This window comes from Ferroacidibacillus organovorans, assembly GCF_001516615.1.
Lineage (GTDB): Bacteria > Bacillota > Bacilli > Alicyclobacillales > SLC66 > Ferroacidibacillus > Ferroacidibacillus ferrooxidans_B.
In genome coordinates this window covers 1-26,693 of record NZ_LPVJ01000005.1, presented here as the reverse complement: position 1 = coordinate 26,693, position 26,693 = coordinate 1, and the positions used below count along the sequence as shown (strand labels likewise).

Sequence of the window (26,693 nt, the reverse complement as noted above, 5' to 3'; positions counted from 1 at the left end):
AAATGAACCGCCGTATGCGGACCCGCATGTACGGTGGTGTGAGAGGTCGGGGGCTAGGCGCCCCCTCCTACTCGATTTATATCCTGATGGGGCCTGCCGTGACTCCAATCGTCGCAGTATCAAAGCATCTCCTTAGAGCGCGCTTTCGCTCCAGAGTTCGCAAGGGCGTGTTTGCATGCTACAATAGGACAAACTGAATGGAAATGAGCGCATTTTATGGCTAGGCGTCACACATGGATAAACCGCGTGCTTACCGTGGTTGTGGGAGTTGTCATTTGTTTTGTTTCAAGCGGTTCGCCTGCGCTTGCGAGTGTGGCGAATCCGCAGCTCACCCTTCGGTCGAGCGTTGGCTTTCAGAGTTACTACAATCCACAGACGTGGGTGCCGGTCCGTATCACTGTTGTCAATCGGGGAAAACGCCCGGTTGCAGGCGATCTGATCTTTTCGGTCACGCATCACGCGCCGTTTGGCGGCCTGCTGAGGTGGCCGCTCACCGTTGGCCCGCAAAGCACTGTAAAAACGACGATTGCAATGCCTGGGAACATGCTTAACCAACACGCCGTCATGAGCTTTGTTGTAAGTGGCGTGACGCAGGCGCTGACGCGTTTGGCAGGCGTGTCGACGCTTGGGGCGTCGCCGACAGGAATGGTCAGCGCAACACCGCAGGCCGTGCAGTCTCTAGCTGGCGTGACGATTGGCAATGGCGCAGTCCAAATGGTCACGGCTTACCTTACCCCAAGTCAAATACCGGCGCACAGTATGATGCTTGAAAGCTTGTCAAATCTCTATCTTGATGGCGAGGCGGCAAGCGCCCTGAGCGTTTCCCAAGTGCATGCAATTCTTGATTGGGTGAAGGCAGGCGGAGTGTTGATCCTAGGCGGCGTGCAGCCAAACGCCGGGCAAACCCTTCCTTTTCAAAACGTAAGTCCAGTGACTCCGCAAGTGGTCATCGACAGCAAAGGCGCAGCGCTCTCGGCTTTTGCAGGCGCCCCCCCTGTGACCGGATTGCTGCCAGAACTTCTTGGTGTTTCGACGCGTGGCAGTCACGTCATCATCGGTGACGCAAAGCATGCGCTTGTCGCTGATCGAATGTACGGACGCGGAATCATTGCGTATGTAGGGCTTAATCCGATCTCCCCGCTGTTATTGTCATGGTCGGGGAACACGATGTTTTATACCGCTCTGTTTGAAGCGTTTCACACTCAACTGGCGCGCGCGCGCTTTGATCTTTTCGGTTCAGGCGGAACATGGTCGCTCGTGACGGCTGCTGAACAGTTTCCGCAACTCAACGCGCCGCCGCTCTGGCTATGGGCCACGATCTTTTTGCTCTACCTGTTCGTAGCGGGGCCTGGATTGTTCATTTTGTTACGGCGCAATCGCAAACACGAGCGCGCATGGTGGATCCTTCCCATCCTTTCGGTGGTTGTTGCAGGTTCTATCTATGAGTATGGAGTTTTGGTGAGACCCAATGGCATTCTCACGCAGAGCGTCGGTCTCATTGACATCGTCGATCCGCACTTGGCTGAAGCAACAGGCGTAGAAGCGCTCATGTCACCTCAAACGAGAGCCTATAGTGTTTCAACGCCGCCCGGCACCTATGCAGTACCGCTTAGCGAGTCGGATGTACTGCCAAAGCAAACGATGACAACCTATTTGCCTTCTGGTTCCTTGCTCAATTTTTCTCAAGTGCGCGCTTGGTCTGGAAGGTATGCGTTCGTGGCAGGGGTCATGCGGCATTTCGGCGCGTTTTCTGCGACACTTCAATACACAAAAAAAGAGGTTTATGGAACGGTCACCAATCAAACAGCGACCTCGTATACGGATCTGGCGCTGGTGCTTCATGGCAAAGTGGTGATGTTGGGAGCATTGCGCGCAGGACACAGCACCCATGTTCAGGCTGTGCTTGCGAGTTCAACAAAAGTCCCATTTGCGTTACAACTTGCAAATGCGCTTCCGAGTTCATCGTCGGGGGTAGGTCACTCCATTTTTGAATTTGTCAACGAACTTGCGTCGCCATCCCTGCCGTCCCAAGCGATCTTGATTGGTTGGGCGCACGCAGAGCCAAAACTTTTCTATCCGGATGGCGCAGTTCTCTCGGCATCGCCGCAGTGGGTCGTACGGCAATTGGTTGACGTGACTAAGGTTGCGGAGTGAGTACGCATGATTCGAATTGAAAATTTGTGCAAAAGGTATGGTCGCTTTGAGGCGGTGAAAAATTTAAACCTCGATGTGCGGGATGGCACGGTTTTTGGGTTTGTCGGAGAAAATGGCGCCGGAAAAACGACCACCCTGTCGATCCTGGCCACACTTCTTCGCCCGACTTCGGGACGGGCCTATGTCGGGGGTGAGGAAGTCACCCGCAATCCGTCCGCCGTTCGCCGGCAGGTTGGTTATATGCCAGATTCGTTTGGGGTTTACGACGATTTGACGGTTCGCGAATACCTTGCGTTTTATGGTACAGCATACCGCGTTTCTGAGTCGCTGATCGAATCGCGCACCCGCGAGTTGCTGCATCGAGTGAACCTTGAAGACAAGGTGGATGCGTATGTGAACACGCTGTCACGCGGCATGCAGCAGCGACTGGGACTCGCCCGCAGCTTGATTCACGACCCGCCTGTCCTCATCTTGGACGAGCCTGCCTCAGGACTTGATCCGCGTTCGCGCATTGAGATGAAGGATTTGATCAAAGGGCTGCGCGATCAGGGCAAGACGGTACTCATCAGCTCGCACATTCTGCCGGAACTCGCTGAAATGTGCGATGAGATTGGCGTCATTCAAAACGGTTCCCTTGTCGCGTGCGCGGCAGTCGAGATCGTGACGGCGCGCGCAAGCGGGCAGCGCATGCTCGGTTTTGAGTTGCTAGAAGGCGGGAGGTTGCTCGGTGAGCGACTTCGCTCCAATCCGTTGGTGACAGATGTTGTCGTGCAGGGTGAACAACGCGTCGAGGTACTCTTTTCGGGAAGCGAGCGGCAACAAGTCGAATTGATCCGGGAGTTGTCTCTCGCAGGATATGCGCTTAAAGGGGTATCTGAAGTGGCTGGAAGTCTTGAAGAACTTTTTTTGCGCCTCACGGAGAGTGATGCGCGATCTGAGCAAATTGTGCAGCCAGAAAATGCGCTGCCTGCGAGCCGTGTCGTATGAGGCGGAAAAGAAGATCCCGGCAAGGGGAAATTTTCGTGGTGACGCGCGCAGTTGTCTCCAAGAGCTCAGGCGTTTTTCTGCAGACGTTTGGCAATCCATTGATACGAAAAGAACTGCGTCAGCGCATGCGCTCTGAGCGTTCCATCCTTGCACTTTCCATGTATCTTTTGGTGATGGGGGCCATCGCGTTTGTCTTTATGTATCTCAATGTCCAGGGACAGACGCTATTGCTCCAGCCGACACGAACGGCGGAATTGTTTACTTTTTTGTCATATCTGCAATTGGCGATGATTTCATTCGTCACGCCAGGTATCGCAGCAGGAGTCATTAGCGGCGAACGAGAACGGCAAACGCTGACGGTCTTGCTGACGACACCGCTGTCACCACTCACGATCATCGTGTCAAAGTGGCTGGCGTCCATCTCGTATCTCTCCCTTCTTATCGTGATGACGTTGCCGCTTTACAGCATTGTTTTTCTCTTTGGCGGTGTCGTGCCATCCCAAGTGATTGCGGTCTTCTGGCTCCAACTGGTGACACTTGGCGCGATTGCAACAATCAGTGTGTTTTGGTCAACTTTCATTCAACGCACTGGATGGGCGACCGTTCTCTCGTACGGCACGGTTGCGGTTATTTATATTCTGCTTGGGATCGCCGGTTATCTGATTGACGGTGTCGCCGCGCACAATCCAGACGCTTCCGCCTGGACAGACGCCGCGACGCTATGCTATGCGCTCAATCCGCTTTTTATGCTGGCGAGCATTGTCGAGCGATTCGGGCTGATTACACCGGTTTATCACAACACCCTGGCGGCTTCACTCTTTTCTTCGGTTGATGCACATCATTTGGCGAGTTCTGCCTCATGGTTTTTATTTCTGACGGTGTACCTGGCAGGATCGGTTGTACTCCTTGGTGCGTGTGCCTGGCGCCTGCGACCCGGCGTGTTTTCAGTGATCCTGCGACGGCTGCTGTCATGGGTTGCCCGATGAGTTGGGCCTGTGGTATGTTCACCCATAATGAGGCGCGTGAAGGAGGTTTTGCATGAGCGGAAGTGTGCTCTATTTTGCAATTGGCATCATCGTGATCGCGGTGGTCGCTGTGCTTCTCATTGTGTGGTCGATTCGGCAAATCCGACGCGGAGAGGCGTTGCGCGAGGCAGGTGAGCAAAAGTTTTCTCCAGTGCATGAAACGGTCGAGACCGTGGATGAATCGGCGCAAAAAAACGAGCGCGTTGATGTGACTGCGACGCAGTCCGGCGAACGCACAATGCAGCGCGACGCGCGGGAGGTGTTACTGGCATCGGGTCGAGACACGCACACCTCCACCCGCGCAATACAGCGCGACGCGCGGGAGGTGTTACGCGCGCTTCGTGCGAGTCAGGAAGAGCGGAGCGAACGACCGGATGTGGCTCACGAGGATGTGGTGGGGCAGGCAAGCCCGATGATACTTTTGCAGCAGGACGTAGACGCGTCGTTTGCCGCGCTTTCTGAGGATCACATCCTGGGGCTTAGCGTCTTGTCGCAGGAGGCGGAGCCTGTAGAGGGCGAGACAGAGACTCCCCTGCACGCGGTTTCTGAGGAGAAAACTCCTGAAGATGGGATGGAACCACCGCTTCCATCGATCGATCTCAAAGCGTATTTATCCACTCGCCTGGCGGACCCTTCGGTACTCGGATACATGGTGATTGATGAAAAAGGAAACATTTCGGTGAGTGATCAGACTTATGATCCAGAGCTCTCGGAACTTTTTGGAACCCTTGTGGCAGATGCGAAACGGACAGCGGACACGGTGGGGCTTGCGAGCAGGCAAGAAGTCATCGTGCGCGGAGAAGAGGGTCTGATCTATCTGCTGCCACTTGCCCAATTGGAAGTCGCGAAGCGTCCTGTCGTTGAGGATGAGCGGTTTTTAGTGGTTTTTCTCGACCCGCAAGAGGGGTCGCTCGACGATGTTGCGCGCGTTTTGTTGCATCCCACAGGCACGGCAGAAGAACGGGCTGCAAAAGATGTTGGATAAGTGAGCCTTTTTCGCGGTAGCGGTGCACATCGTGATGTACATGTGATATACTTTTTGTAAGTGAAGGAGGATGCGGAATGTTTGAACGTGTAGAGGCAGTCATTGATCATCTGCGTCCGGCACTGCAGTCTGATGGTGGTGATGTGGAATTGGTTGATGTGAATGACGGCATCGTCACCCTGCACTTGCTTGGCGCATGCAGCGGGTGCCCAATGTCGACGATGACGTTAAAAATGGGAATTGAGCGAGCGATCAAACAGTCTGTGCCCGAAATTCTCGAAGTGATCGCCGTTTGAGGAATCGCTTTTGAGGCAGGTGTATACGTTGGAGGATTCGAGCCAATCGATCCCCCTCTCTGCGTGGCGTGAGGTGTATGAGCGTGCGCCAACTGTAATCGTCGCGAGTGTGGCGTCGTGGGATGAGTCGTCGGCTCGAATGGAAGCGCTGCTCGACGAAATTGCCCAATTATACGGCGCGCGTGCACCTGTTTTGCGCGTTGATGTGGAGCGCGATCGCGCACTGGCCAATGCGCTTCGTATTCAGGCGGTCCCGACGCTGCGCGTCTACGCGCGCGGGGTGGTTGTCTGCGAAGTGACGGGGTATCTTCCATTTTCGGTGATGCACGAGCGGATTCGCGATTTTCTTCCAGAGTAAATTGCCAAGGGTCATCCCAAGCGAGAGATGCCTCGTTTGGGGTGACCCTTTATGAATGCCGTTTCGTGTCAGTTAGGCGAAGCGGCGATTTTTTATGAGCGCAGTGCGGCAAATGCGCTGTTGGCAATGGCGATCGTCTCATCAATCATGGCTTCTGTGTGCTCCGTGGTAAGAAACCACGCCTCGTATTTTGAAGGCGCAAGGTGAACGCCGTGCTTTAAGAGATGATGGAAAAATGCAGAGAATTGCTCGCTGTTCGAGCGCTGTGCCTGTGTGTAGTTTTCAATTTTTTCTGCGCCAAAATAGAGCGTGAGTGCGGTTTTATAGCGATTTACCGTCACTGCGACGCCGTGCGTGTGAGCGCCTGAAAGAAGCCCCTCTTCGAGTCGTTTGGCGAGGCTTTCCATGCGTTCATAGACGGATGGATCGGAGAGCAATTCGAGACACGCGAGTCCGGCGCGCAGTGAGATCGCGTTTCCAGCCATGGTACCTGCCTGATAGGCAGGGCCGAGCGGCGACACTTGCTCCATGATTTCTCGCTTGCCGCCGTATGCGCCGATGGGAAGACCGCCGCCGATGATCTTTCCGAATGCATATAGATCAGGCTTTACATCGTCAAACTCGACGGCTCCGTAGCGAAAGCGAAAACCTGTGATGACCTCGTCGTAGATGAGCACTGCGCCGATTTCATCTGCGACGCGGCGAACCTCGGCCAAAAAGCCCTGGTGCGGTGTGACGATGCCGAAGTTGCCGACGACAGGCTCGATCAGAATGGCCGCAACCTCCGAGCCGTGATGTGCCGCTGCCTGTCTCAGGGAAACGGGGTCATTAAAGGGGACTGTGATGACTTCCTGTGCAGTCGACGCAGGGACACCTGCGCTATCTGGCACGCCAACAGAAGAGGGGCCGGAACCTGCCGCGACGAGGACGGGGTCGGAATGGCCGTGGTAGCACCCCGCAAATTTGATGATGCGCGAACGCTTGGTGTAGGCGCGCGCCACGCGGAGGGTGGTCATCACCGCTTCGGTGCCGGAATTGACCATGCGCACACGCTCAAGCTCGGGGATGGCAGCTTGCAGTCGTTCTGCGTAAAGGGCCTCCCACACACTCGGCGTCCCAAACAAGAAGCTTCGCGACTGGCGTTTGTGACTGCTTCGGCGATGGCGGGATGCGCGTGTCCTGTGATGATCGGGCCATAGGCGCAGATGTAGTCGATGTAGCGATTGCCATCCACATCGTAAAGGTAGGCGCCTTGCGCGCGTGCCATGGTGACAGGCGGTGTTCCGCCCACGGATTTGAAGGAGCGCGCGGGGCTGTTGACTCCGCCGAGGATGCTCGCTTTGGCGCGTTCATACCAGATGGTGGATTGTGATGTGGATCGTGTGTCGCTCATGGGAAAAGGTCCCCTCTTTCGTGGATCAGCGGATTGTGAATGCGATCTATCATCTCAAAAAAGAAGACTGGAAGCAAAGGCTTTGCGCCGGATGGCGCTGCGGTGTGCGCGGTGCAATCGTTCGCGATCGTTGCTATACTAGTTGAAAATGGGTGTATCGCACGTTTTTGTGCAGCGGAGTGGCAAAGGAATGAAATGAAGCCTAATGGATACGACTCGATTTCGACAGTTGCCGGCAGTTCACAAACTGCTGGAGTCAGACGTTGTGACGCTGTGGTGTAAATCTCACGCGCGCACGGATGTGGTGCGCGCATTGCAAGAGGCCTTGCGTCAGGCGCGCGCGGCGCTGCGCGAAGGGGATGAGCCCGAATCTTGGGACTCATCTGCCATTTTGCGCGTCGCGCATGAGGTGTTAACTGGGCAGTCCCTTCTTCACTTGCGCGCAGTCGTCAATGCCACAGGAATCGTCCTTCACACGAATCTGGGGCGGGCGCCCCTGGCTTTGGAGGCGGTCGCCGCAGTGCAGGCGAGTGCGCTCGGATACAGCAACCTGGAACTTGATTTGGAGACGGGTCGGCGTGGAGAACGGTACGACCATGTGGAACGCGCAATCTGTGCACTGACAGGGGCAGAGGCGGCGCTTGTTGTCAACAACAATGCGGCGGCGGTCTTTCTCATCCTGCGCGAATTGGCAAACGGACTTCCTGTCGCCATCTCGCGCGGCGAACTCATTGAGATTGGCGGATCGTTTCGGGTGAGCGAGATCATGCGCGAGAGTGGCGCGCAGCTCGTTGAGGTAGGGACGACAAATAAGACGCATGAGCGCGACTATGAGCAGGCGCTTCAAGCTGGCGTATCGCTTATCTTGCGGGTGCATGCCTCCAATTTTAAGATGCTCGGTTTTACATCCAAACCGCCACTTGAAGCGTTGGTGGCGCGCGCGCACGCGCATGATGTACCTGTGTATGAGGATCTTGGGAGCGGCTCGCTTTTTAACCTTAAAAAGGCGGGGATTGGGGATGAGCCGACGGTGCGCGAGAGCGTGGAGGCAGGTGTTGACATCGTCTCTTTTTCTGGCGACAAACTGCTTGGCGCAACGCAGGCGGGAATCATTTGCGGCAAGAAGCGCTATGTGGATCGTTTGAAAAAGAATCAGTTGTTGCGTGCGCTGCGTGTGGATAAATTAACGCTCGCGGCGCTTGAGGCTACGCTTTGGCTCTACCGGGATGAAGAGATTGCGCGCACGCGCATACCGACACTGCAAATGATGACGCGCACCGTTGAGGATTTGCAAAGCGATGCGGAAAGCCTTGCCTCGGCGCTTCGAGCGAGCCTCGCAGCGCAGGGCGCGCATGCGGACGTGCGTGTCACGCGCGTCGAATCGCAGGTGGGCGGCGGCGCACTGCCGAGTGAGGACCTGCCTTCCTATGGTGTCGCGCTGCGTGTCGCGGGCGTGCCTGAACAGATGCTGCTTGAGCGCCTGCGCGCCCAATCGCCGCCAATTATTGCGCGGATTATGAAAGAGGAGGTGATCTTTGATGTCCGAACCATTTTTGCCTGGCAGCGAGACGATCTCGTCCGCGGAATCACAAACACCTGTGCGGGATGAGCGTGAAAAAATTCGTTTGACGACACTTACGGATAAATCTGGCTGAGGATGCAAAATCGGTCCGGCGGACCTTCAGCATGTTTTGTCTTTTTTACCTCCGACCCTTCCCAATCCCGATCTGTTGGTGGGTCTTGAGACGTCGGATGACGCAGGCGTCTATCGTTTGAGTGATACGCTTGCGCTTGTACAAACGGTGGATTATTTTACGCCGATTGTTGACGACCCGTATGACTTTGGCCAGATTGCCGCGGCCAACGCCCTGAGCGACATCTACGCGATGGGGGGGACGCCCTTGACGGCGCTGAACATCGTCGGTTTCCCCATCTCGAAACTGCCGCACGAACTGCTTGCGGAGATCCTGCGCGGCGGCGCGGACAAAGTGCGCGAAGCGGGGGCGACGCTTCTTGGCGGGCACTCGATTGATGATGTTGATCCGAAATTTGGCATGGCCGTCACAGGGCTTATCGATCCGGAGAAAGTTTGGACGAACGCGGGCGCCGAGGCGAATGATGTTTTGGTGTTGACAAAGCCGATTGGCGCCGGGATCATCACGAAGGCGATCAAGGAGGCGGTCGCCTCTGAAGCGCACGCGCAAGAAGCGATCCACTGGATGAAAATGCTCAACAGGTCGGCGGCGGAGATTGCTAGGCGTTACGAAGTGCATGCCGTGACAGATGTCACAGGGTTTGGTCTCCTTGGACATGCGCTTGAGATGGCGCGCGGTGCGCGGCGGACACTGCTTCTTGACGCAGATGCGGTGCCGATTTGTGCAGGGACGATGGAGTACGCAAAACAAGGCCTTGTTCCGGCTGGCAGCAAGCGGAACTTGCTGTTTGTCTCGGAGGCGACAACGTTTGCGCAGGATGTTTCGCCTGATCTGCGCACGGTGTTGGCTGACGCCGTGACGTCGGGTGGTCTATTGCTTGCGCTTCCGGCAGTCGGTGCGGAACAGCTTGTCGAGGCGTTGCGCGCGGCAGGAATGACGCAAAGCGCAGTGATCGGAAGGTTTTCAGAAGAGCGCGTTGCGCAAATCATCGTCGCGCGAGGAGCGCAGGAATGATCTCGCGGGTATGGCTACAGGTTGATCCGCTTTTTTTCGAAGATGTCAGGTTGCTCGTTTCGCTCTTTTGGCCGGAGGCGCAGCTTGAGCGCGGTGCGCCAGTCCATCGCGATGCGTTTGTGAATGATGCATGTGTGGGTGATGCATGCGAAGATGGCGCGAACGTGGAGGATGAATGGATGATAGTCGCCTGCGTTGTCTGCACGGTGGTAGACGTGTGCGCGACGGTGACCGTTCATAAGACGCTCGGCGAGTGCCGTGCGCCGCGTGAAGTGACGCGCAGGCTGACGCGAGATGTCCTGACAGAAGAGCTTGCGCAGTCAAAGGGAGAAGCCGCGCAGACAGAGGATCCGCGCACGGATCGCAAACTGCGTGTTTTGATGAAGCGCGCGCTGCGTTTTGCTCTGCATGAAGCGCTCGCTCAGGCCGCGGGCAAGCGGTTGACTTGGGGACTCTTGACTGGGGTGCGACCGGTGAAGCTCCTGCATGAGTGGCAGCGAAAAGACGGCCGGAAAAGTGAGATAGAAATGCGCGAACACCTGGAGCGCGAGTATCTCGTCTCGCCGGAGCGCGCGGCACTGGCGGCTGAGATCGCAGTGCGCGAGCGCGCTGTGCTACCGGATCTTGAGGCACTTGATCGCGAGGTCAGCATCTACATCGGCATTCCGTTTTGCCCGACTCACTGCGCGTACTGCACATTTCCAGCGTATTCCATGGTGGACAAGGCGCGCTATGCGTTTACATTTCTTGACGCGCTTCTTCAGGAGATCAAGATGGTGGGGCGTGTTTTGCGGGAGCGCCGCGTCCGAGTGACCACGGTGTATGTGGGGGGCGGGACGCCAAGCAGTTTACGTGCCGACGAGATGAGGCGCTTGTTTGACGCGCTGCGCGCGGAGGTAGGCGGGCCATGGCGTGAGTTTTGTGTCGAGGCAGGGCGCGCAGATACGATCACGCCGGATCGGATTGCGGCTATGGTAGAGTATGGTGTGGATCGCGTGAGCGTCAATCCTCAGTCATATCATCACAGAACACTGCGTTTGATGGGTCGCGGCCACTCGCCGGAGATTATTGATCGCCGCTTTGCGCTCGTGCGGGAGTCTGGCATTCGCAACATCAACATGGACTTGATCTTGGGGCTCCCCGGTGAGACGCAAGAGGATGTGGCGTACTCCGTGGAGCGCACGCTCGCGCTCGAACCAGACGCGGTGACGCTGCACACGCTCTCGTTTAAACGCTCTTCAGAGGTGACGGAGAAGCGTGAGAGCCTTGTTGTGCCGGATGACGAGGCGATGCTTTTGATGATGCGCGCGGCGGACCAGGCGGTGCGAAGCGCAGGGCTTTTGCCCTACTATCTCTACCGTCAGCGTGATATTCTTGGCAATCTGGAGAATGTCGGCTATGCCAAGCCAGGGTTTGAAGGCATCTACAACATCGCAATTATTGAAGAGGCGCAGACGATCATCGCGCTTGGCGGCGGCGCGGCGAGCAAATGGGTTGAACCTGGAACGCGAAAAATCACGCGTCACGACAATCCGCGTGAACCGCTCGCGTACGTGAACGCCATGGAGCGAGTACTTGCGGTTAAAGAGCGCGCGTTGACCCGCATTTGCGAACAGATCGGCGCAGCGCATTGACAGATCGTATCTGAAGCGGTAGTCTATTGGATAAATCTAAATGAGATCGATGAAGAGAAGAGTATCAAGTGCGCAGGCACAGAGAGAGACGAACGTGACTGAGAGTCGGCTCGCCAAACGCGTTCTTGAGAAGGACATCTCTGAGATGTTACGTGAGTACGGCGCAGCCGAAAAGCGCAACCGGGAACCCCCGTTATCTGATGGAGAGTTGTGGATCGCTTGTGATGCACAGCGAATAGGGTGGCACCACGGGCGCAGCGCGCTCGTCCCTCGGGACGGGTGCTTTTTTGTGTACAAAACAAAATGAAGGCTGGAGGGCTTTGCGATGGCGGGATTTGCACGACCGCGCGGGACGTATGACATTAAACCGAGTGAGACGCCGACGTGGCGATCTGTGGAGGATTTGGCCCGCCGACTCTTTTTTCACTATCACTTTGAAGAGATGCGCACACCCATTTTTGAGCACACCGATGTTTTTGAACGCGGTGTCGGCGATACGAGCGATATTGTTCAAAAAGAGATGTATACGTTTGTCACGCGCGGTGAAAAGTCGGTCACGCTGCGCCCCGAAGGAACGGCTGGCGTCGTGCGCGCGTTTGTCGAGAACAAGCTGTATGGCGGACCGCTCCCGGCGAAGCTGTGGTACTTTGGTCCGATGTTTCGCTATGAAGCGCCACAGGCCGGGCGCAATCGCCAGTTTCATCAGTATGGCGTCGAGGTCATCGGTTCCTCCGACCCGCGCGTCGATGCAGAAGTGATTGAGCTTGGTGCGCGCTTTCTTTTGGAGGCGGGGGTTGCTGACGCGCGGCTTGAACTGAACTCGGTGGGCTGTCCGGTTTGTCGCGCGGCGCACCGTGCAGCGCTTATCGCACACCTGACACCGATTCGCGGCTCACTTTGCACAGACTGCCAAGGGCGGTTTGAAAAGAATCCACTGCGCATTCTTGACTGCAAAAAAGACCGCGATCGCCCGGAAGTAAAAAACAGTCCGCGCATTACAGCGTATCTTTGTGAGAATTGCCAGACGCAGTACAGTGCAGTAAAGCATTATCTTGACGTGCTTGGCGTGAGCTACGTGGAAGACCCCACACTTGTGCGCGGGCTCGACTATTATACGCAGACGACATTTGAGTTTGTCGATGATCGCATCGGCGCAAAGAGCACGCTGCTCGCCGGAGGTCGTTATAACGGGCTTGTTGAACAGTTGGGTGGTCCGGACATGCCGGGGATTGGATTTGCCGGTGGCGTTGAACGATTGTTACTTGCGCAGCAACAGGGGGATGCAGACGATTCTCCAAAGATCGATGTGTACATTGTGACATTCGGGAGTGATCAAGCCCATTTTGACGCGTCCGTGCGCATCCTTTCACGACTGCGTCAGGCGGGCGTTGCGGCCGATCTTGATTATGCGGCGCGCGGTGTCAAGGCGCAGATGAAAACGGCCGATCGACTCGGTGCACGCATGGCGCTTTTGCTCGGCGAAGAGGAAATCGCCAAACGAGCTGTAACGATCCGCGATTTGAGCACAAAAGAGCAACAAATGGTGAGTGAGGACGCTTTTGTTGAGGCGGTTCTCGCGCAACTAAAACGGTGAGATGGAGAGGCGATCGCTTTGGAGTCGATGAAGAGTGTTGCGCGAGAAGGACTGCGAGAAGTGACGGAGATGAGGACACATGACGCTGGGATGTTGCGGCGTGAGCATGCGGGTAGTGAAGTGCGGCTGGCCGGTTTTGTCCAGCGTCGGCGGGATTTGGGCGGTGTCATCTTTATCGACCTGCGGGATCGATCGGGCATCGCGCAATTGGTGTTTCGCCAGGATATCAGTGCGCCGTCGCTAGAACTTGCCGACCGTTTGCGCAGCGAGTATGTGGTGTGCGTGACAGGGCGCGTCGTCGTGCGCGAGGCACACGCGATCAATCCGAAAATCGCGACAGGCGAGATTGAAGTGGAGGTCACCGCGCTTGAGATTCTGAATGCGGCAAAGACGCCGCCGTTTCTACTGGAAGACGGGATTGATGTCGATGAAATGGTGCGCTTGCGCTACCGTTATCTCGACTTGCGCCGGCCGGAAATGCAGCGCACGTTTCGCCTTCGCCATCAGGTGATGCAACTCGTGCGGCAATTCCTCGATGCGCGTCAATTTATCGAAGTCGAGACGCCAATGCTCACGCGCAGCACGCCAGAAGGCGCGCGCGATTACCTCGTGCCGTCGCGCGTTCATCCTGGTGAGTTTTATGCATTGCCACAGTCGCCGCAACTTTTTAAGCAACTGCTGATGGTCGGTGGATTTGAACGCTATTTTCAGATCGTGCGCTGTTTTCGCGATGAAGACTTGCGCGCTGATCGCCAACCGGAGTTTACACAAATCGACATTGAAACGTCCTTTTTAACACAGGCAGAGCTGATGTCCATGATGGAGAGCATGGTTGCGCACATGGTGCAAGAAACGCTTGGCGTGACGGTTTCGCTTCCTTTTCAGAGGATCCCTTACCAAGAGGCAATGGCGCGCTTTGGTTCGGACAAACCGGACTTGCGCTTTGGCATGGAACTATGTGATGTCGCGCCGGTTGTAAAAAATGCGTCTTTCAAGGTGTTTGCAGACGTTCTCGCAAAAGGCGGCGAGGTCAAGGCGCTCGTCGCGCCGGGATGTGGGTCGTTTAGCCGAAAAGAGATTGATGATCTCGGGAAGTTTGCCGCGCGCTATCGAGCGAAGGGACTGGCGTGGATGGTCGTTGAAGAAACGGGTGTGCGCTCGGCCATCGCGAAGTTTTTTACGGAGGAAGAACTGTCGGCAATCGTCGCGCATACCGGGGCAAAGGTCGGGGATTTGATCCTATTTATCGCGGATCAAAAGAAAGTGGTGGCAGACGCGCTCGGGGCCCTGCGCTCGCATCTCGGGAAGCAGCTTGGACTCATCGACGAATCTGTTCTCGCGTTTGCCTGGATCACTGATTTCCCGCTTGTGTCGTATGACGAAGAGGCGAGTCGTTTTGTGGCGGAGCACCATCCCTTTACGATGCCGCGTGTGGAAGATGTGCCCCTACTTGATACAGATCCTGGGCGCGTGCGTGCGCAGGCGTATGACATGGTCTTGAACGGATATGAAATCGGCGGCGGGTCGATGCGCATCTATCAGCGGGATGTGCAGGAGAAGATGTTTCAAACGCTTGGATTTACGATGGAAGACGCGCGCAGTCAGTTTGGTTTTTTGCTTGACGCATTTGAGTACGGAACGCCGCCGCACGGCGGGATCGCATTTGGACTTGATCGGATCATCATGATTTTGGCCGGACAATCATCGCTGCGGGATGTGATTGCGTTTCCGAAGACGGCGTCGGGCACGGACGTCATGGTGATGGCACCGTCTCCAGTTGAAAAAAAGCAGTTGGAGACGCTTCATCTCGAACTTGCGCTTGAAACGGAGGCTGCACAGAAATGATCGATTTGCGAAGCGATACGGTGACGCGTCCGTCGGCTGCCATGCGTCACGCAATGGCGCAGGCGGAAGTGGGTGATGATGTTTACCGCGAAGATCCTACCGTGTTGAAACTCGAAGAGACGGCGGCTGAAATGCTCGGAAAAGAAGCGGCGCTCTTTGTGACAAGCGGCACGCAGGGCAATCAGATCGCAGTGCTCACGCACGCGCGTCCGGGCGATGAAGTGATCCTTGAGGCAGAGTCGCATATCTTTTATTACGAAGTCGGCGCGATGGCTGCGCTTGCGGGTGTTCAGGCCCGGACACTCCCAGGGGTGCGCGGGCAGATTCCGCTTTCACAACTCAAGAAGGCGATTCGCGGTGTCAACATTCACTACCCAGAGACCAAATTGATTTGTCTTGAAAACACACACAATCGTGCAGGTGGCGCGATTCTCCCGCTCTCTTATATGAAGGAAGTATACGAGTTGGCAAAGGCGCATCAGGTGCCTGTGCACCTTGATGGGGCGCGCCTTTTTAACGCAGCGGTCGCATCCGGCGTCGCGGTGTGCGATTTCGCCGCCGCCGTCGACACGGTACAGGTTTGCCTGTCAAAAGGGCTCGGCGCGCCGATTGGATCCATTCTTGCAGGTCCGCGCGACTGGATCGAACGTGCGCGCAAGTGGCGCAAAGCGCTGGGTGGCGGCATGCGGCAAGCGGGTGTGATTGCGGCGCCAGGACTTTTGGCGCTAAACACGATGGTCGAGCGTTTGGCGGATGATCATAGACGGGCGAAACGGCTAGCCGAAGGGCTTGCGCAGATTCCTGGGATTTCTATTCGTCCCGAGGATGTCGAGACGAATATCGTCATTGCAGACATTGCAGGGCTGTCGGTGGGCATGGCAGATTTCTTGCATCGACTTGCGAATGAGGGCGTATTGGCGACAGACTTTAGCGAGACGACGGTGCGTTTTGTCACCCATGTGGACGTGGACGACGTAGCAATTGAAGCGACGCTTCGCGCAGTCTCTCGCTGTGTGAGTGCGTAAGCGAAAGGGGCGTATGCGACGATGGACGAATCGATTCCACTGGCGGAGCGCATGCGTCCGCGTTCGCTTGAGGAGTTTTACGGACAACAACATCTTTTGCGGCCGGGGACGCTGATTCATCGCGCGATGCAGACGGGGTTTTTGCGCTCAGTCATTCTTTGGGGACCGCCGGGGGTCGGCAAGACAACGCTTGCGAAACTGATGGCCAATCGGGCGGATGCGCGATTGATCGAACTCTCAGCGGTTTCGTCTGGCACGCGGGAGTTGCGTGAGGTGTTTGTGCAGGCGGATGAAGAGCGCCGTCTCTACGGCATTCAGACGCTCGTTTTTATCGATGAGATACACCGTTATACGAAAACGCAGCAGGACGCGTTGCTGCCGGCTGTGGAGCGCGGGATCATCCATTTGATCGGAAGTACGACGCAAAACCCGCGCATGGCGCTGACGCCGGCACTTTTGAGTCGACTGCAGATTGTGCAGTTGCGTCCGCTTACGGAGGATGACCTGCGCATGGCCGTTCTGCGGGCGCTCACCGATGAGGCGCGGGGTCTCGGCGGACGCGGGGTGGTGCTTGAGGATGACGCGCGGGATTTGCTCCTCGCGTTTAGCGGTGGTGACGTAAGGCGCGCCTTGACGACGCTTGAGTGGGCGGTGTATCAAACGGAGGAGTGCGCGGGTGTTGTGCGGGTGAAACGTTCAACCGTGCAGAGGATCCTTGAAGAGGCGCGCGGGACGGTGGATGAATCGACGCTCTATGACATGTTGAGTGCGTTTGGCAAATCGCTGCGCGGAAGTGACAGCGACGCTGCGGTGTACTGGTTTATGCGGATGGTGGATGCGGGGGTCGATCCGCGCATCCCGGTTCGGCGAATGATCGTGCATGCGAGCGAGGACGTTGGGATGGCCAACCCACAGGCGCTTCTTCAAGCGCTGGCGGCGTGGCAGGCGCTTGATGTGGTGGGGATGCCTGAGGCGCGGATTCCGATTGCACAGGCGATCGTTTTTATTTGTGAGTCACCCAAATCAAACAGCATCGTCGTGGCGCTTGGCAAGGTTGAGGAGGCGATTCGGGCACATCCACATGCGGCGGTACCACTCCACTTGCGTGATAAGAGCTATCCGCGCGAGGATGATGGGAAAACGCCGTATCGCTACCCTCACGATTACCCGCACCATCACGTTAAACAGGACTATCTTCCGGCGCCGCTTGAACGCGAAATTTTTTATGCGCCAAGTACGGAAGGGTTGGAACAGCGAGTACGTCCGCGTAAATATGAAAGGCCCACAGACGGAAAAGAGGAAAATCCTCGCTGAAATCGCATAAATGGTTGCAGAAAGCTCACAATTTCGGTTTTAGGGTATGGTATACTGGCAACGATAGGATGTATGAGTGTATCGATTCAGAGGTGTAGAGCGTGAAGATCTCGACAAAAGGTCGCTATGGCCTGCTACTCATGGTAGACCTTGCGGTGTCAGGCGTTTCTGGTCCGGTGTCATTGAAGTCGGTTGCAGAGCGCAAAGGTCTATCCGACCATTACCTCGAACAATTAATTGCGCCGCTGCGAAATGCGGGAATGGTAAAAAGTGTACGCGGTGCGTATGGCGGTTACACCCTCGCACGTTCTCCTGAAGCGATCACTGCGGGAGACGTGCTTCACGTATTGGAAGGTCCGATCGCGATCGTTGATGAAACGGGAGACGGGCTGGAGGCGTTCTGGCTTTCTTTGCAAGATAAAATTGACGAGGTATTGCGTACGACGACGATTGCGGACCTTGTTGAATTGTATGGTAAAGACAGTAAGAATGGCTATATGTTTTATATTTGACGCGTGGAAGAAGGGAGTTTATGGAGACCGCATATCTTGACGCGGCGGCTACCACTCCTCTCGCGCCTGAAGTCCGTCAGACGATAATGAAGAGCTTGGATGAAACGTCCGGAAACCCTTCGAGTTTACACTGCAAAGGGCGTGCCTCTCGCCAGACATTGGAGCGCGCGCGTTTGATAATGGCTCAAACGCTTCACTGCCGTAAAGATGAGTTAATCTTTACGAGTGGTGGAACGGAAGCGGATTATCTTGGCATCACAGGTCTTGTTGCGAAATGTAAAAATCGCCATATCGTCAGTACAGCGTATGAACACCATGCGGTGCTCAGTACGCTTTTGTTGATGGAGCGGCTTGGCTATGAAGTGACATTTGTCAATCCGCGTGCGGATGGTTTGGTTCACGCTGAGGATGTGCTCTTGGCGGTGCGCGACGAAACATGTCTCGTAAGCGTGATGTGGGTAAACAATGAGACGGGTGCTATTGCGCCGATTGATGAGCTTGGGCGCGCCCTTCGCGCGCGTGGAATCTCATTTCATGTCGACGGAGTGCAGGCGGCTGCGGTCACTGCTTTGAATCTTAATGCGTTGCCAGTGGATGCCGTGAGCTTTAGCGCGCACAAACTTTTTGGGCCGGTCGGTGTTGGTGCGCTCTATGTTCGCGCGGGCGTGCCGTTTGAGCCACTCTATCCGCAAGGCACACAGGAACGCGGCAGGCGAGGCGGTACGGAGAGTGTCGCGCTCGCGAGTGGAATGGCAACCGCTTTTGCTTTACAACATGAGCACTTTGAAGCTCGTGTTGCACGGATTAAGGCACTGTCTGAACGATTTGTAGAGTGTGTATCTGCACGGTTGGACGGTCTCTTATGGCAACTTCCAAAGATTCACGCGCCACACATTGTGAGCGTTCGAGTTTTGGGAATCAAGGCGGATGTCCTTTTGATGAATCTGGATCTGCGCGGTGTGTATGCATCGAGCGGATCAGCGTGTTCAGCGGGCTCAGCGGAGCCGTCACATGTCATGATGGCGCTTGGAATGTCAGGACCTGAGGCAAGAGAGGTTGTGCGGTTTAGTTTTTCCAGCGCGACGACGGAGTCAGAGGTCGACTATGCGGTGGATGAATTTTGTAAAGCAGTCAAACAGATTCGCGCGAGCCGATTAGGAAATGAAAAAAATGGTTATTCTGAGGATGCCAAAGCAGATTGAAAGAGGTGATTGACGTGGAACGCTGTCCGCACTGTAATTGCAGAGATATTGGGAAGATCGGCAACAATCAATTCTATTGTTGGAATTGCTTTATGGAATTTGCGCTTGTCGGAGATGAAGTAAAGATTTACCACGTGGATGAGGATGGAAGCCTGGTGGCCTGGAATCCAGAGCCTCCGCTGGAAGACACACCGGCTGCGGTTTAATTTTTGCGCTGCGGTCTTCATCTGTCTGATGACTCGAAGCGTGAGCGGCGTTGTTGATACAGTTGGACGAGCATCGCGCGTTACGATTTCCGGATGAAAAAAGATTTTCGATTTTCTCTTCAAAGTTGAGAAAAGCCCTTGCATAGTAAACACATGATATGCTATATTAACACATGTCGCACGACGCAAGGGCCTATAGCTCAGCTGGCTAGAGCGCACGACTGATAATCGTGAGGTCAGAGGTTCAAGTCCTCTTAGGCCCACCAGACATCTTGGGGATATAGCTCAGTTGGTAGAGCACCTGCCTTGCAAGCAGGGGGTCAGCGGTTCGAATCCGCTTATCTCCACCACGAAAAACCTTGATTTATCAAGGGAAATCGGACTGTACCCCCACAGGGTATGCAGTCCGATTTTGTTTTGTGTCCTAGTTTTGTCCTAGTTTCTATTTGAACAAAAATGAAATTGTATGACGGGGTCAGTTTTGTTCCCATATATGGAAACGAATTACATATCGGTTTCGGTCACTTCTTTTGCCGCGTGTAATGCGCGATCCAACCGTAAGACCAGACTACCATAGTGATAAACCTTTATAATGAAAGAGGTCAATCCAAAATTCGGGGGTCTCATAATATAAAGGGGCAGGAGTGTTTAATAAGAATTTGTGTTGAGGTGATTGTATATATGGCTAATCCCCTTATTCCAAAAGAACCGATCGTGCCTGATTTAACTTCTAAGCAAATTGAACAACTCACTGATATTACGTTCTTACCAGATGTCACTCCTGTTCTCAGTGATGCTGTTTTTGTATTTGGGGGAACCCATCCTGGGCATTGGGAGAGACCAATTGAGGCTTACAAAAAGGGATTGAGCAAGAAAATCATCGTTACAGGTGGTGTCAGCCCTACCGGTATTAAGCACACTGATTGGAAGAGCCCTAATACTCCAGAGGCAGAAATAATCATAGCAGAATTGTTGCAAAACGGGGTTAGACGGAAAGATATTGTGTACGAGAATCGGTCGCGTAACACATTAGAGAACATTCTGTTTACCAAAGAGGTTTTTGATTTTTCCACAATACAGAGCGTGCTTATTGTATGCAAGAATCATGCTGCTGGTAGACAATATCGAACGTTTGCAAAACATATTCCATATCCTATAAGCTGTATTTCTTTTGGATTTGACGCAGAGTACAGAGGTAGAATGATATCGAGAAATGAATGGATGAACAGTGAAGCTGGCAGAGCAAGGGTATTCGGCGAGTATTTGCGAATCGTTTATTATGGGAGATTGGGACATGTACTACCTCTTGAAAGTGAAATCACAGATCTCAACAAATACGTAGAATTAAATGTTCGCACAGAATAATGTTTTTCAGTTAGCGGGGCGAAAATGCAATTACCATCTCTGGTTGACGGGTGTATGACTATACTCAGACTCGAACTGAGTGATCTGGTGTATACGGGCAGGATAGCGACACTCGATTGGCCAGATAGATATGTCCTTCTCTGCGTAGTGCGCGTTGAAAACTTCGCAATCAAACCTAGGATTTCGAAGAGCAATATCACCCCGATCGTTCAATGATTTCTCTGATTGTGATTTTAAGGACTGGGCGTCAGTGTAGACGTCCGGCGGTTTGAAATCAGTCTACGGGCAGCTAAAGTAATGCAACTTTGAGCATTGCCCGAGGTACTCCCACTCCGCATTACGATAGAATGTCATGTACGCCTCCCGCTTGCTTGTCGCCACTGAAGTCTGGTCGGTAATCGTTAGTGGCATGGAATTAAGAATTAGTGCTGGCAACTATTGAGGATAAGACAAGGTTGTCACAAATACTAGGGCTTGAAGTACCTCGTGATTTTCCAAGCGAGCCTGTTCGAGAATTCGTATTACCAATGACACTGGATGAACTTGGGCGAGATCCAAGTTTTGGGCAATGGAGTGGCAGGGTTGTCCATGTTTGTGATGCTATTTTGATTGGAACGATAGGTTTCAAAACGACGCCTGATGAACTCGGGAATGTGGAAATTGGCGCCGGAATAGTGGACATTTTGTCTGATACTGCGGCGCCACTTTCTGTTTGCATGCAATTTATAATTGAAGTAATATAATTAAAAAACTAACGAAACGAAGGTGAATGATGTTGGATTCGATCGATTATAAGGCGGTATCTGAACTGATGATGAATGCCCGCATAACATGGGCAGACCTTGCGGGTTGTCTTGGACTGTCGAGCCCCGCAACAGCAGAACGTGTACATCGTCTGGAGGAGCAAGGTGTAATTAAGGGGTTCACCGTTCTCGTCGACCCCGAAGCCGTCGGTTGCGGCCTGACAGCCTTTGTTGCTGTTATGTTGGAACGTCCAGAGAATCGGGCTCTCTTCCTTCAGAGGATTACGGAGATGCGAGAAGTGCAGGAGTGCCACCATGTCGCCGGTGAGGACGACTACTTGCTGAAAGTGAGATGTAGAGGAACACGCGATCTGGAACGAGTGGTGAGCGATGAGATCAAAGGAATGCCCGGTGTCACAAGAACCCGAACCACCATCGTGATGAGTTCGCACAAAGAGACATTCGTACCTCCCATGTTTCCGGAACCCCTCGGAGATGTATCGACCCGAAGGTAGAGCGGAGGTGAATTGATGGATTTTTTTGAGGGGTCTTATCATAGGAGTGTCAATCGCCGCTCCGGTTGGTCCGATTGGTCTCCTTTGTATCCAAAGAACGGTGATTCAAGGCCGTGCATTTGGTTTCGTAAGTGGCCTTGGTGCAGCGACAGCGGACGCTGTGTACGGTAGCGTCGCGGGTTTTGGCATCGATCTTGTATCGCACTTCTTGATTCACCAGCGAATATGGATTCATTTGATCGGCGGCGCTTTGTTGCTTTTGCTGGGAATACGAGGACTTTTCACAAGGTCTGCTGAACAGGCCGCACCGACTAAAAACACTGTGCGAAGAATTTGGTGGAGCTATCTGTCCACGTTTTTGCTCACAATCACAAATCCCGTCACGATCCTGTCTTTTGTTGCCGTATTTGCTGCGCTTGGCGTAGCAAACTCATCCCAAGAATACGTCAGTGCCACTTTTATCGTTGTTGGGGTATTCCTTGGCAGTGCTCTTTGGTGGCTGTTTCTAAGCGGTATTGCAGGTTGGCTAAGAGGAAAGCTCAACAGAGCGGTACTTCTGTGGGTCAGCAGATTGTCTGCGGTCGTCATTATCGGGTTTGGGATCTTTGGAATCGTGAGCTCGGGAGCCATCACTTGACGCCCACGTTTTGAAACAAACGATGTCTTAGAGGTCGTACTGATTTTTGACCATGCCTAAGCGTTGTGCCGGGTTTAAATTTCGCCTATCTACGCTGTGTTCTCCCTTGCTGTTCGTATTGCCCGTCAAATCCGTGTGACTCAAGCATGTTTTCTAGCCGTAAACGTGCCTGCTTCCATACCGATGAATGATCGTATCCTCAGGCGGCACCCCATAGTCGCAATTCTTTCTCGCAATCACGAAGCTCTGCGAACGCCTGTTTCTGTGTCTTTGATCGGTCGGTTTTGCGCAAAATGTGATGCGCTTTTACTTGACCACTTATTCGTCGTAATTGCGGAGAATCGACTGGATCAAACGGGTAACTGGTAGATCCGATTGTTCGAAATGGGGGAGTTGATCTAAGGAACGATAGGGCGCATAGGGTGGAATTGCCACATCCTTTACAGATGGAATTTCAAGAACATCTCCGGGTTCAATTCGATAAGGCGGCATCATGGCGTTGGCGAGAGCGAGTTGTTCTGTGGTTAGCTTGTTGGAGAGCGCCACCTTTTCAAAGGATTCACCATGTTGCCCCGTATATCTCTTACGCAAAAGATGAATACGACACGAAGAGAGTTTGAATTGAGGCTGAAGGGAGACTGGATCTGTAAAATCCACCGTCAGTTCATTGGCGGCTTCTTTGCTTTGCCAACTCCCGAAGTGAAATGGTACAAAAACCACTCCTTCGCGAATGGAATCGACGATACGTGCGGGAACTTGAATCGATGAACGAGGAGAGACGACTTCGACCATCTCGCCAGGGATGATCCCTAAGCGTGCGGCATTATTAGGGTGAATTTCTACATAGGCATTGGATGCAGCCATTTGAAGTGTCGGCGCTCGTCCAGTTTTGGTGCGGGTATGCCAGTGCCAAAGCAAACGTCCGGTGGTAAGCCAAAGTGGGAACTCTTGTGTGGGGCGCTCCACCGGTGGATAATACGTTAATGCATAAAGGATGGCCCGGCCATCGGCATGGAGTGCTTCAAATTCACGGCGAGTGCGCGAACGCCCTGTGTTTGTGTCTTTTCCATACGACTGTGTATCGTCAACGTTTGTGTGAAATTGAAAATCGGTATACAGACGTGTGGCGCCCTCCGGATGTTCAGCGTTTGCTGGCCAGCGCATTCCACGTCGTGATTTGATTTTCTCATAGGACATTGCGGTCATGTCGCAGGGACGTCCTGCCGATATGATTTTCCACTCTTCGAAACACTCGCGAGGGGTCTTGTACGTTATGAGAGGTTGCCCATCCTTGTCCTTAAACCCCATTCGCTTCGCATAGTCGAGAAAGATATAAAAATCCGCCTTGACACCGGGGGGAGGAGTCACAGCGATTTCGCTTAAATTAATCATACGATCGGCATTTTCCATTAATCCTTCTTTTTCTCCCCACATCGCGGTGGGGAGAACCAGGTCTGCCACCTCAGTCGTTTCTGTAAGAAAGGCATCTTGCACCACAATAAATGTGTTTAGAAAGGCCTTGCGCGCGCGCTGTCGGTTGGGGAGAGATACCATTGGGTTCGTATGGATGTTCCAGAATAAACCGAGTTGACCCGATTCCATGGTGTGAACAATTTCCTCGATGCCGGCCTCAGGTCCGATCTCTAATAAAGATGGGGAAACATTCCAAAGGCGTGCGATTTCTTCAATGTGTTTAAGGTTGGACGAGTTTCGATTTCCTGGATAGGTGCCAACGCCCCCCACAGTCCGATTGGTTGAGGAACTCGGTTGCCCAGCCATGTGAAGGGGACCGCAGCCTGGTTTGCCAATCAGTCCGCGAATGAGATGCAAGTTGTTGATTGCGATACATGTACTTGTGGCGTCGCTGCTTTGATAGGTGCCTTGAAGCGTCGTGCAAACCAAACGGGAGGTAAGTCCCACATGTCGAGCGGTTTCTTCAATCTGTTCCAGCGGTAGCCCCGTCAGGGAGGAGACGCGCTCAGGTGTCCATGCCGCTGTAGATGCGCGCATCTGCTCAAAACCTACCGTATGTCGCGCGATAAAATCATGATCAATCCATCCATTGCGCAAAATGATATGAAGTAGGCCTTGAAGGAGAGGAAGATTGGTTCCCGGCTGTAATTGTAAAAAGAGATCTGCTGCGCGTGCAGTGAGTGTACGCCTTGGGTCGACGACGATGAGATAGGGTTTTCCGGTGCGCAACTTACGGTCCAGGATTCGCTCGAAAAAAACGGTGCCCGTTTCCGCCGCGTTATGACCAAAAAGGACCACTGTATCGGCGAGATCGACGTCATCAAAAGAGGCGGGTACACCGTCGGAACCAAAGGACTGCAAGAGACACCACTCCGTGGTGGCTGTACATAGTCTTGTGTTGGCATCCATCAGATGGGATCGTAAGCCGGCGCGTCCGATTTTGGCGAGGGTATAATAATCTTCGAGGAATCCTTGGCCCGTTGAATAGATTGCGATGCCATTGGGGCCAAGGTTTTGAAGTGCCTCCTTACTTTTTGCGACGAGTAGATCCATGGCGTCATCCCAAGAGGCGCAGACAAGTTGTCCAGAACGATTGCGAATCAGAGGTGAACGTAGGCGATCCGAGCTGTTGTTGGCATACCACTGATGTTCTCCTTTGGGGCCAAGTCTACCACGATTAACCGGATGTTCCGGATTGCCGCGAATTCCAACAATTTTATCGTCGCGCACGGCAATATGGCATCCACACCCAATGGAACAAATGTTACATGTGCTGTAGATCCATTTTTCAGGTTCACCTTGTGAATAAATGTTTTGATCGATTCGCTCAGTTTCCCAGGCCATAACCATCCTCCTTGGAAATCGTTTTCTGCCGATATTTAGAAGGCACAATATATTTGGTTTGCTCCACCCCGTACAGTTCTTCAATGAATGGGACCATACGTTTTAAGCGGTGAAATACCTCATGCAAAGAAGTCACTATTAAATCCAATTCCTCTGAACGAGCGAAACGCATCCAGATGGACGCGCGAACCCAGGCACGAGCCATTGGTTGGTCGGCGTCGTCAGCGTAATATAGTTTCGTTAGTTCTTCTTTTAAGGTGTCGAATTCGATGGGGATGAACTGTAGCGATTGCATTGCCTGCTCGCAAACCTCGGTTTCCAGCCGTAAGAGTTGGCGAAGGCGAATCTCAAAAGCGTTATGATGGATGGGTGGATTTTGAAGTTGCCGTGATAAGGTTTGTTGAATGATAAACAATTCATTGGAAAGGTGTTTTTGCAAAAGATGCACCTTATGCCCCCCTTTCCTTAACCATCCTATTCGCTTTCCATTCAGGTATGATTGGCATCTTATCAAAGGTGGATAGCCATCGTGAGTTTTCGCGGGGAGACCCACGGTGGCTGGGGATAAAGATGGGGGCGAACAGTCAACAGAGCCGCGCTCCGAGCATCTAATGACTGCAGACAAGGAGAGACTTGCTATGTAACTAGAGTTGCTAGTCGAAGTTGTATCACGGACAGAGCCTGACGTTTCTAGCCTCTCAGCTGAATCTCATAATCTGTGACGACTTTTCCGTCGTACTGAATAATTTGGCCGTTTTGATTCTTATCAGACAGGATGATGTCGGTACTCATCTGCCCAGCGGCTTCGGGCGATTTGACGAAGCCGCCGTGTGCACCAGCTTCCATGCCGTTTAAGTCGGTCGCGACAGCGCCAGGCATGATGCCGAAAATCTGGCGGTGACTGCCCATTTTTTCAAATTCGTAAGCGTAAGTCAGTGTCATCACGTTGAGTGCCGCTTTGCTTGTGATGTATGCGAGTGGGTGCCAAAAGTCGTTCGGCGAAATTGGAACGGTGATGTTGACGATTTTTGCGTTGTCTGTCAGAGAAGACAGCAGATTTTTGGTGAGTTCGTGTGTACCGAGAAAATTCGTTTCCAACGTCGTGCGCAAATCCTCAGTTGTATAGTCAAATGTGTGCTTTGTGAGATCAAGCGCCGCGCGCCCAGGCTTGGCACTGTCAGGAATTCCAGCATTATTGACTAATCATGAGTTATGCAGTTGCTGTATAAATTTGGATCTCTATTTTTGTGTAAAGTTTATGAAATCACAATAAAACTATTGACATTTCTGGTACACCCCAAAAATCGACGAGAAGGCATCTAACGGCCTATCTCTTAGCGATGTGGGTGTGAACCATGGCTCGTTTATGTAAACCTGGATTCAAAGAACTCTCGTCTTTCAGTCGTGTGGGTGGCGC

Annotated in this window: 22 protein-coding genes, 2 tRNA genes and 2 pseudogenes; 22 read left to right on the top strand and 4 right to left on the bottom strand. The window is 53.6% G+C overall.

Annotated elements, in window-relative coordinates; genetic code table 11:
• Window positions 1-216: 216 nt before the first annotated feature.
• From ATW55_RS01575 to ATW55_RS01550, 6 genes are all read left to right on the top strand, one after another.
• Window positions 217-2,154, top strand: a complete 1,938-nt coding sequence (locus ATW55_RS01575; RefSeq protein WP_067711352.1) for a hypothetical protein — start codon at window positions 217-219, stop codon at window positions 2,152-2,154.
• A 6-nt stretch (window positions 2,155-2,160) separates the two neighbouring features.
• Window positions 2,161-3,141: an ABC transporter ATP-binding protein gene (locus tag ATW55_RS01570; protein ID WP_067711350.1), complete on the top strand. Its 981-nt coding sequence runs from the start codon at window positions 2,161-2,163 to the stop codon at window positions 3,139-3,141.
• A gap of 35 nt (window positions 3,142-3,176) precedes the next feature.
• The gene (locus ATW55_RS01565) at window positions 3,177-4,127 is read left to right on the top strand and encodes an ABC transporter permease (protein ID WP_067711348.1); all 951 of its coding nucleotides are present in this window, start codon (window positions 3,177-3,179) and stop codon (window positions 4,125-4,127) included.
• A 52-nt stretch (window positions 4,128-4,179) separates the two neighbouring features.
• Entirely contained in the window at window positions 4,180-5,151 is a 972-nt protein-coding gene (locus ATW55_RS01560; protein WP_067711347.1) for a hypothetical protein, read from the top strand.
• 77 nt (window positions 5,152-5,228) lie between these two features.
• The gene (locus tag ATW55_RS01555) at window positions 5,229-5,447 is read left to right on the top strand and encodes a NifU family protein (protein ID WP_067711345.1); all 219 of its coding nucleotides are present in this window, start codon (window positions 5,229-5,231) and stop codon (window positions 5,445-5,447) included.
• A 28-nt stretch (window positions 5,448-5,475) separates the two neighbouring features.
• Window positions 5,476-5,805 (top strand): thioredoxin family protein, encoded by a 330-nt coding sequence (locus tag ATW55_RS01550; protein ID WP_067711343.1) that lies wholly within the window; start codon window positions 5,476-5,478, stop codon window positions 5,803-5,805.
• Window positions 5,806-5,897: 92 nt separating this feature from the next.
• Here the strand turns inward: ATW55_RS01550 and ATW55_RS01545 are convergent.
• Window positions 5,898-7,198, bottom strand: a pseudogene (locus ATW55_RS01545) (glutamate-1-semialdehyde 2,1-aminomutase).
• Window positions 7,199-7,403: 205 nt separating this feature from the next.
• Here ATW55_RS01545 and selA point away from each other — a divergent pair.
• The 16 genes from selA (at window position 7,404) to ATW55_RS01460 (ending at window position 22,459) form a co-directional block, all read left to right on the top strand.
• Window positions 7,404-8,807, top strand: a complete 1,404-nt coding sequence (gene selA, locus ATW55_RS01540) for an L-seryl-tRNA(Sec) selenium transferase (protein WP_067711341.1) — start codon at window positions 7,404-7,406, stop codon at window positions 8,805-8,807.
• A 10-nt stretch (window positions 8,808-8,817) separates the two neighbouring features.
• Window positions 8,818-9,867, top strand: a complete 1,050-nt coding sequence (gene selD, locus ATW55_RS01535) for a selenide, water dikinase SelD (RefSeq protein WP_423742940.1) — start codon at window positions 8,818-8,820, stop codon at window positions 9,865-9,867.
• Window positions 9,864-11,501, top strand: coding sequence for a coproporphyrinogen dehydrogenase HemZ (gene hemZ, locus ATW55_RS01530; RefSeq protein ID WP_067711337.1), 1,638 nt, complete (start codon window positions 9,864-9,866; stop codon window positions 11,499-11,501). The genes selD and hemZ overlap by 4 nt, the downstream gene beginning before the upstream one ends.
• Before the next feature lie 325 nt (window positions 11,502-11,826).
• Window positions 11,827-13,095 carry a histidine--tRNA ligase gene (gene hisS, locus ATW55_RS01520; RefSeq protein ID WP_067711333.1) on the top strand — a complete coding sequence of 423 codons (1,269 nt, stop codon included), beginning with the start codon at window positions 11,827-11,829 and terminating at the stop codon, window positions 13,093-13,095.
• A 27-nt stretch (window positions 13,096-13,122) separates the two neighbouring features.
• On the top strand, window positions 13,123-14,940 hold the full coding sequence (aspS, locus tag ATW55_RS01515) for an aspartate--tRNA ligase (protein WP_067711356.1): 1,818 nt from the start codon (window positions 13,123-13,125) through the stop codon (window positions 14,938-14,940).
• The gene (gene ltaE / locus ATW55_RS01510) at window positions 14,937-15,965 is read left to right on the top strand and encodes a low-specificity L-threonine aldolase (RefSeq protein ID WP_067711331.1); all 1,029 of its coding nucleotides are present in this window, start codon (window positions 14,937-14,939) and stop codon (window positions 15,963-15,965) included. Before aspS ends, ltaE begins: the two co-directional genes overlap by 4 nt.
• A 21-nt stretch (window positions 15,966-15,986) precedes the next feature.
• Window positions 15,987-17,279: a replication-associated recombination protein A gene (locus ATW55_RS01505; RefSeq protein WP_067711329.1), complete on the top strand. Its 1,293-nt coding sequence runs from the start codon at window positions 15,987-15,989 to the stop codon at window positions 17,277-17,279.
• Between the two features lie 101 nt (window positions 17,280-17,380).
• Entirely contained in the window at window positions 17,381-17,791 is a 411-nt protein-coding gene (locus tag ATW55_RS01500) for an RrF2 family transcriptional regulator (RefSeq protein WP_067711327.1), read from the top strand.
• Between the two features lie 20 nt (window positions 17,792-17,811).
• Window positions 17,812-18,993 (top strand): cysteine desulfurase family protein, encoded by a 1,182-nt coding sequence (locus ATW55_RS01495; protein WP_067711325.1) that lies wholly within the window; start codon window positions 17,812-17,814, stop codon window positions 18,991-18,993.
• 5 nt (window positions 18,994-18,998) lie between these two features.
• On the top strand, window positions 18,999-19,199 hold the full coding sequence (locus tag ATW55_RS01490) for a hypothetical protein (protein ID WP_336433204.1): 201 nt from the start codon (window positions 18,999-19,001) through the stop codon (window positions 19,197-19,199).
• A 189-nt stretch (window positions 19,200-19,388) separates the two neighbouring features.
• A tRNA-Ile gene (locus ATW55_RS01485) sits at window positions 19,389-19,465 on the top strand.
• A gap of 8 nt (window positions 19,466-19,473) precedes the next feature.
• A tRNA-Ala gene (locus tag ATW55_RS01480) sits at window positions 19,474-19,549 on the top strand.
• A gap of 331 nt (window positions 19,550-19,880) precedes the next feature.
• Entirely contained in the window at window positions 19,881-20,564 is a 684-nt protein-coding gene (locus ATW55_RS01475; RefSeq protein ID WP_067711323.1) for a YdcF family protein, read from the top strand.
• Between the two features lie 455 nt (window positions 20,565-21,019).
• A complete protein-coding gene (locus ATW55_RS01470) occupies window positions 21,020-21,307 on the top strand; it encodes a hypothetical protein (RefSeq protein ID WP_153004970.1) in 288 nt (95 codons plus the stop codon).
• 32 nt (window positions 21,308-21,339) lie between these two features.
• Window positions 21,340-21,822, top strand: coding sequence for an Lrp/AsnC family transcriptional regulator (locus ATW55_RS01465; RefSeq protein ID WP_201024911.1), 483 nt, complete (start codon window positions 21,340-21,342; stop codon window positions 21,820-21,822).
• Window positions 21,823-21,868: 46 nt separating this feature from the next.
• Complete coding sequence (locus tag ATW55_RS01460; protein ID WP_235586946.1) at window positions 21,869-22,459, top strand: LysE family translocator; 591 nt, start codon at window positions 21,869-21,871, stop codon at window positions 22,457-22,459.
• A 318-nt stretch (window positions 22,460-22,777) separates the two neighbouring features.
• On the opposite strand, the gene ATW55_RS01455 is transcribed toward ATW55_RS01460, so the two are convergent.
• The 3 genes and pseudogenes from ATW55_RS01455 to ATW55_RS01445 form a co-directional block, all read right to left on the bottom strand.
• On the bottom strand, window positions 22,778-25,276 hold the full coding sequence (locus tag ATW55_RS01455) for a molybdopterin-dependent oxidoreductase (protein WP_082685437.1): 2,499 nt from the start codon (window positions 25,274-25,276) through the stop codon (window positions 22,778-22,780).
• On the bottom strand, window positions 25,260-25,724 hold the full coding sequence (locus ATW55_RS01450) for a hypothetical protein (protein ID WP_067711316.1): 465 nt from the start codon (window positions 25,722-25,724) through the stop codon (window positions 25,260-25,262). The genes ATW55_RS01455 and ATW55_RS01450 overlap by 17 nt, the downstream gene beginning before the upstream one ends.
• A 242-nt stretch (window positions 25,725-25,966) precedes the next feature.
• A pseudogene (locus ATW55_RS01445) lies at window positions 25,967-26,467 on the bottom strand (SDR family NAD(P)-dependent oxidoreductase); the annotation flags it as partial.
• Window positions 26,468-26,693 lie beyond the last annotated feature (226 nt).